A 3,897-nucleotide genomic window follows, 5' to 3' on the forward strand; every position below is an offset into this window, starting at 1 on the left:
CCTAATAGTACTTGGTGTTAGTAACAATGGTTTTCCTTTAGCTGCATTAGAGGCAAATGCTTTGGCGTCTGGAGCTAAATTTGTAAACTACAACATTGTTTCTAATAGTGAAACTAGTAATCCTACGGTAATGGGTGATGTTTCAGAAGTATTCAAGTTTTTAGATCATCGAAACTTACCACCTATAGAGTTAACAGAAGTTGATTTAGGTTTTATTGTTTATCAAATAGAATGCAACATCATGGAGAGCGAGTACACTGTTTACCTAACTCCGTCGACAGAAGGTGACTTTAGTGATGGTAGGCTGGAGGATACCGAAGACCGAATAGGAATGAAACTCAACGAAAATTGTTTTGAGATTAAGTTTGACTTAAAGTCAAACATCGAAAATCAAACACTCTTTGAGCAACCAGAAAGAGCGATTACTAGACAGCAGTTAAACCTTTTAGGTAGAGTCATAGCAGCTTTGATCCTGTCACATTCGAGAAGTAAAAATGTGATTGTTTATACGGCTTCTGCTGTAGATGAAAGGTTAGTATTGTTCTATAATTTGCTTGCAAGGAAGTACGCAGATCAACTAGAATATGATTCATGGTGTAGTTTTGGCACTGAAGGAATAAATTATGCGTTTAAAAAAAAATGAAGTAACTAACAAACGTAAGCTTGAAGCTATGCGTAAGTTGTCGCAAGCTTGTAATGCTGCAATTAAAGCTGGTAAAGCAAAGAAAATTACTCTTTCTCCGCAATGAGCTATTACTTGTACCTAATTCATAAGACCGGCCATGAGCCGGTTTTTTTGTATTTAAAAACGCCATAACTCTTAGTCAGATTTAACTAGCAAGCAAAATATATCTAGAAATGGATAGTTAGAGCTTCGTTGTTTGTTGAAGAGGTTATGATAGAAAACTCGTTTAATGGCTAATGAATAGCACTGTTTAGAGCTAAAATGGAGTGTCGTAGTGAAAGCCGCTTCAATTGAAATGAGCTTTGAAAGTATGATTTATAGATTAACATCAAAAAAAGAAAGTAATCAGTTTAGCTAGTAAGCAAAGCTACCGTTACCTTGTCGAAGTTTTCGGAAGCTTTGACTTATAGAACTGATAAATAATCCCTCTTCATTTGAATCTGAGTTTATGCGTGTTGGTAGTGCCTAGTTTGGAATTCAAGCAAAGAACTAACTTCGCGTTTAAGATCGCTGGTTAAACCCCATTGTTTGGCTAGTTTTTCACATTTTGATGTTACTGCTTCAGCGAATTGTAATAATTGGTCACGTAGATTACACAGCTGCTGCTTTACAGCAGTAGGAACACAATTAAACCGCATTAGCTTATCAACCAAGTAACCAGCACGTTTCAAAGCTTCTTTCCTCAAGTGTTCTACAGTCGGTACGAAAGACTCATGCCAAACAGCCAACGCAACTGTTTTAACATCTTCAGGCGATGCATTAGCGAAGTCATTTGATACTAGTCTATTGAATACTCTCTGTGTCTTCATTAGCTTCTAACTCTTTCATGATGGCAATTGCGTGATCTACGTTTAATCGTAGGCTAGCTTCTGTTGCCGAGTATAAAATTGCTTCTTCAGCTTGTTCACTGAATTCTTCGAGCGTGAACAACCATTCCTTATTCAACTATAAGCCTGTTAAATGACAACTAGGTGAAAATAAACAAAAAACGTTTAGTTATTAATGCTCTAACTCCGAACTAAACTGACCTAAAGGCTGGCTTTAAAAAGAATTAAAACTTTACTTACGTGTATATGGCTTGTTCAAAGAACTCTCTATCAAACTCATCCATATCTTCAATGGATATGTGCTCTTTAAGTTTTGAGTTGCACTCTTCTCTAGGATCACAGTTTTTTTGTTGTAAGTTGTGAGCGGTTCCCCACCAAGTCGATTTTCGACCGACCTTTCTTTCCATAATGTCATGTTTGTTTGCAACTTGATTCGCCAAGACACCGCAATCTAAATCATATTGCTCTGCTATCTGTATGACAGCATTTTTGAGCCATGCAAGGTTACCATTCGCGCTTGCAAAACACATATTGACGTAATTTTCCGCTTCCATCCCTAATAATACTTGAGAAGCGAACTTGTTAGCTTCGATCTCCTCCTGATCTAGCCTTCTTTCATCACTGGTTTCACTTAACTCAATTAATGAAAATTCACTTAATTCTGGTCGTTGGCTAGCGTGATATAGCTCATGGAGTAAATCAAATGACCAGCGGGAAGTATGGAGTGTCTTTTGTTTGAGTACGACAATATTTCGGTGTGATATTCTCCAGGTTGCGCCATGAAATGCACCTGAATCATTTAAGCCGAGAACGATAACACCTTTATCATAGGCATGAGAAAGTAAAGACTCAAAACTAACATCACCGTACTTGCCGATGATTTCATTTCGATTGATTTCAGCATCTTCATTTAATACTTCTTTAGGCTTGTTGAAGTATCTAATAGCTAATTTAGCAACAGTATAAGCATATTGTGTATATGCGCTTGCGTATTGCTCATTAGCCCCTGCGGGCATCTTAAATCTAGCAACTAATGCTCCATCTCGTCCTATAGATAGAGGTTCATCACCAAGAAGTTGTTCTTTGGTCCACCCAAAAATGGTACTGACTTTCTCACAAACTCTTTCAACCCAAGAATCGCGATCAAAGTTATGTATTTCACGCGGAGCTATCCTCTTTTCAATGAAAGATTCCTCTAACCCGGCATTGGATAACTTAGCTAATAAAAGATTTTTAGTTCGGGATGCTTTCGGTAAAAAGACATCTTCAGTTATCTTTAAGTCTAGAGCTCTAATTATAGAAACGATGGTAGAGAAGCTTGCTGATGAATACTCAGTATTTTCGTATCGTTGTATTTGTTGTTCTTTCATACCTAGCTTTTCAGCAAGATCTTTCTGAGTTAAGCCCAAATATATTCTTGAGCGAATAAGGGCCTTTGGTAAATCAGCAATATTATCGACATCGAAAACAGCAAACTCCCCTGATAGGAGTTGTTCGTACTCTTCTATTTCCTTCAAGAGGTCGTCTCGTTGAAAAATAAGAGCATTTTTTTGTGCTTGCACAAGAAGGGGATGAGTGTCGCTTGTACCCTCCTCAAGAGCATGGATAGTAGTATTGAATTCTTGTACTTGATTTTTTGTTAGTGCGAGTTGTCTTGAGTTTTTAATCATTGCTCACCCCCAATATTAATCGCCACAATTCCCTTTTTTTGACCTGTATTTTTATCTTGTTGGAAAAAGTTAAGGAAGGCCTTACCGCTAGCACCTTCTGGTATTTCTGCTGGGAAAACATCACCTCTATACTTAAGTTCAATCTCATTCCTATGTGCGGGAAGCGCTAGTAGTAGACAAGCGTCTAATTTGTTTGGGTCGACGCCTTGAATGCTCCAAGCCATATCATAATCGCCAGGTATTTCCTTTTCGGTAACAAAGCTGCCATCAACATAAATTAACTTGCACCCTGCTGAGCCCAAGTTCTTGATTAACAAACTTAGCCCATCGAGTAACCATGCTCTTTTGGCGTTGTAACCAAAACGGCCAATCAATTCTTGCATTGAGGCGTAGTGAATACCCTCAGGAAGATTTCCTTGCTCGTTAAACTCAGGAATCATAACCCAACTTTATTGTTGTGTAATTACTGTAGTCTATTTACCTTAAAAGATAAATAAAGTCAATTGGTTTTGTTGCGCGGGAGGTGAGTAGTAAATCTAAATTAGGGTAGGAACTAGATCACAGCGTGGGGGCGACAGATTTGCTTGGTGATCACAGATTTGTTGAGGGGGAATCAAACACGAAAATGTCCAGAGGCTTCATTGGCCTGAAGTTTTACTCGTGGCACTTTTCTCTCAAAGTGATAGCTAGCTTAGATCTGCCCGTGCGACGTGAA

General features: G+C 38.3%; 5 protein-coding genes and 1 pseudogene. 2 read left to right on the forward strand and 4 right to left on the reverse strand.

All coding sequences use genetic code 11. From position 1 onward, the window contains the following. Both AB4589_RS19985 and AB4589_RS19990 read left to right on the forward strand, forming a co-directional pair. A pseudogene (locus AB4589_RS19985) lies at positions 1 to 643 on the forward strand (hypothetical protein); the annotation flags it as partial. Further along, entirely contained in the window at positions 624 to 749 is a 126-nt protein-coding gene (locus AB4589_RS19990) for a hypothetical protein (RefSeq protein ID WP_017083874.1), read from the forward strand. The pseudogene AB4589_RS19985 and the gene AB4589_RS19990, both read left to right, overlap by 20 nt. Positions 750 to 1,131: 382 nt before the next feature. Here AB4589_RS19990 and AB4589_RS19995 read toward each other — a convergent pair whose 3' ends face one another. The 4 genes from AB4589_RS19995 to AB4589_RS20010 form a co-directional block, all read right to left on the reverse strand. Next, on the reverse strand, positions 1,132 to 1,494 hold the full coding sequence (locus AB4589_RS19995; RefSeq protein ID WP_017083873.1) for a hypothetical protein: 363 nt from the start codon (positions 1,492 to 1,494) through the stop codon (positions 1,132 to 1,134). Beyond that, positions 1,469 to 1,630: a hypothetical protein gene (locus tag AB4589_RS20000; RefSeq protein WP_158008979.1), complete on the reverse strand. Its 162-nt coding sequence runs from the start codon at positions 1,628 to 1,630 to the stop codon at positions 1,469 to 1,471. The genes AB4589_RS19995 and AB4589_RS20000 overlap by 26 nt, the downstream gene beginning before the upstream one ends. A 118-nt stretch (positions 1,631 to 1,748) precedes the next feature. After that, positions 1,749 to 3,182, reverse strand: a complete 1,434-nt coding sequence (locus tag AB4589_RS20005) for a helix-turn-helix domain-containing protein (protein ID WP_372101568.1) — start codon at positions 3,180 to 3,182, stop codon at positions 1,749 to 1,751. Beyond that, positions 3,179 to 3,622 (reverse strand): DUF6932 family protein, encoded by a 444-nt coding sequence (locus tag AB4589_RS20010; protein ID WP_133991777.1) that lies wholly within the window; start codon positions 3,620 to 3,622, stop codon positions 3,179 to 3,181. The genes AB4589_RS20005 and AB4589_RS20010 overlap by 4 nt, the downstream gene beginning before the upstream one ends. Positions 3,623 to 3,897: the final 275 nt, after the last annotated feature.

It is taken from the genome of Vibrio sp. 10N.222.49.A3 (assembly GCF_041475145.1).
Taxonomy (GTDB): Bacteria; Pseudomonadota; Gammaproteobacteria; order Enterobacterales; family Vibrionaceae; genus Vibrio; species Vibrio tasmaniensis_A.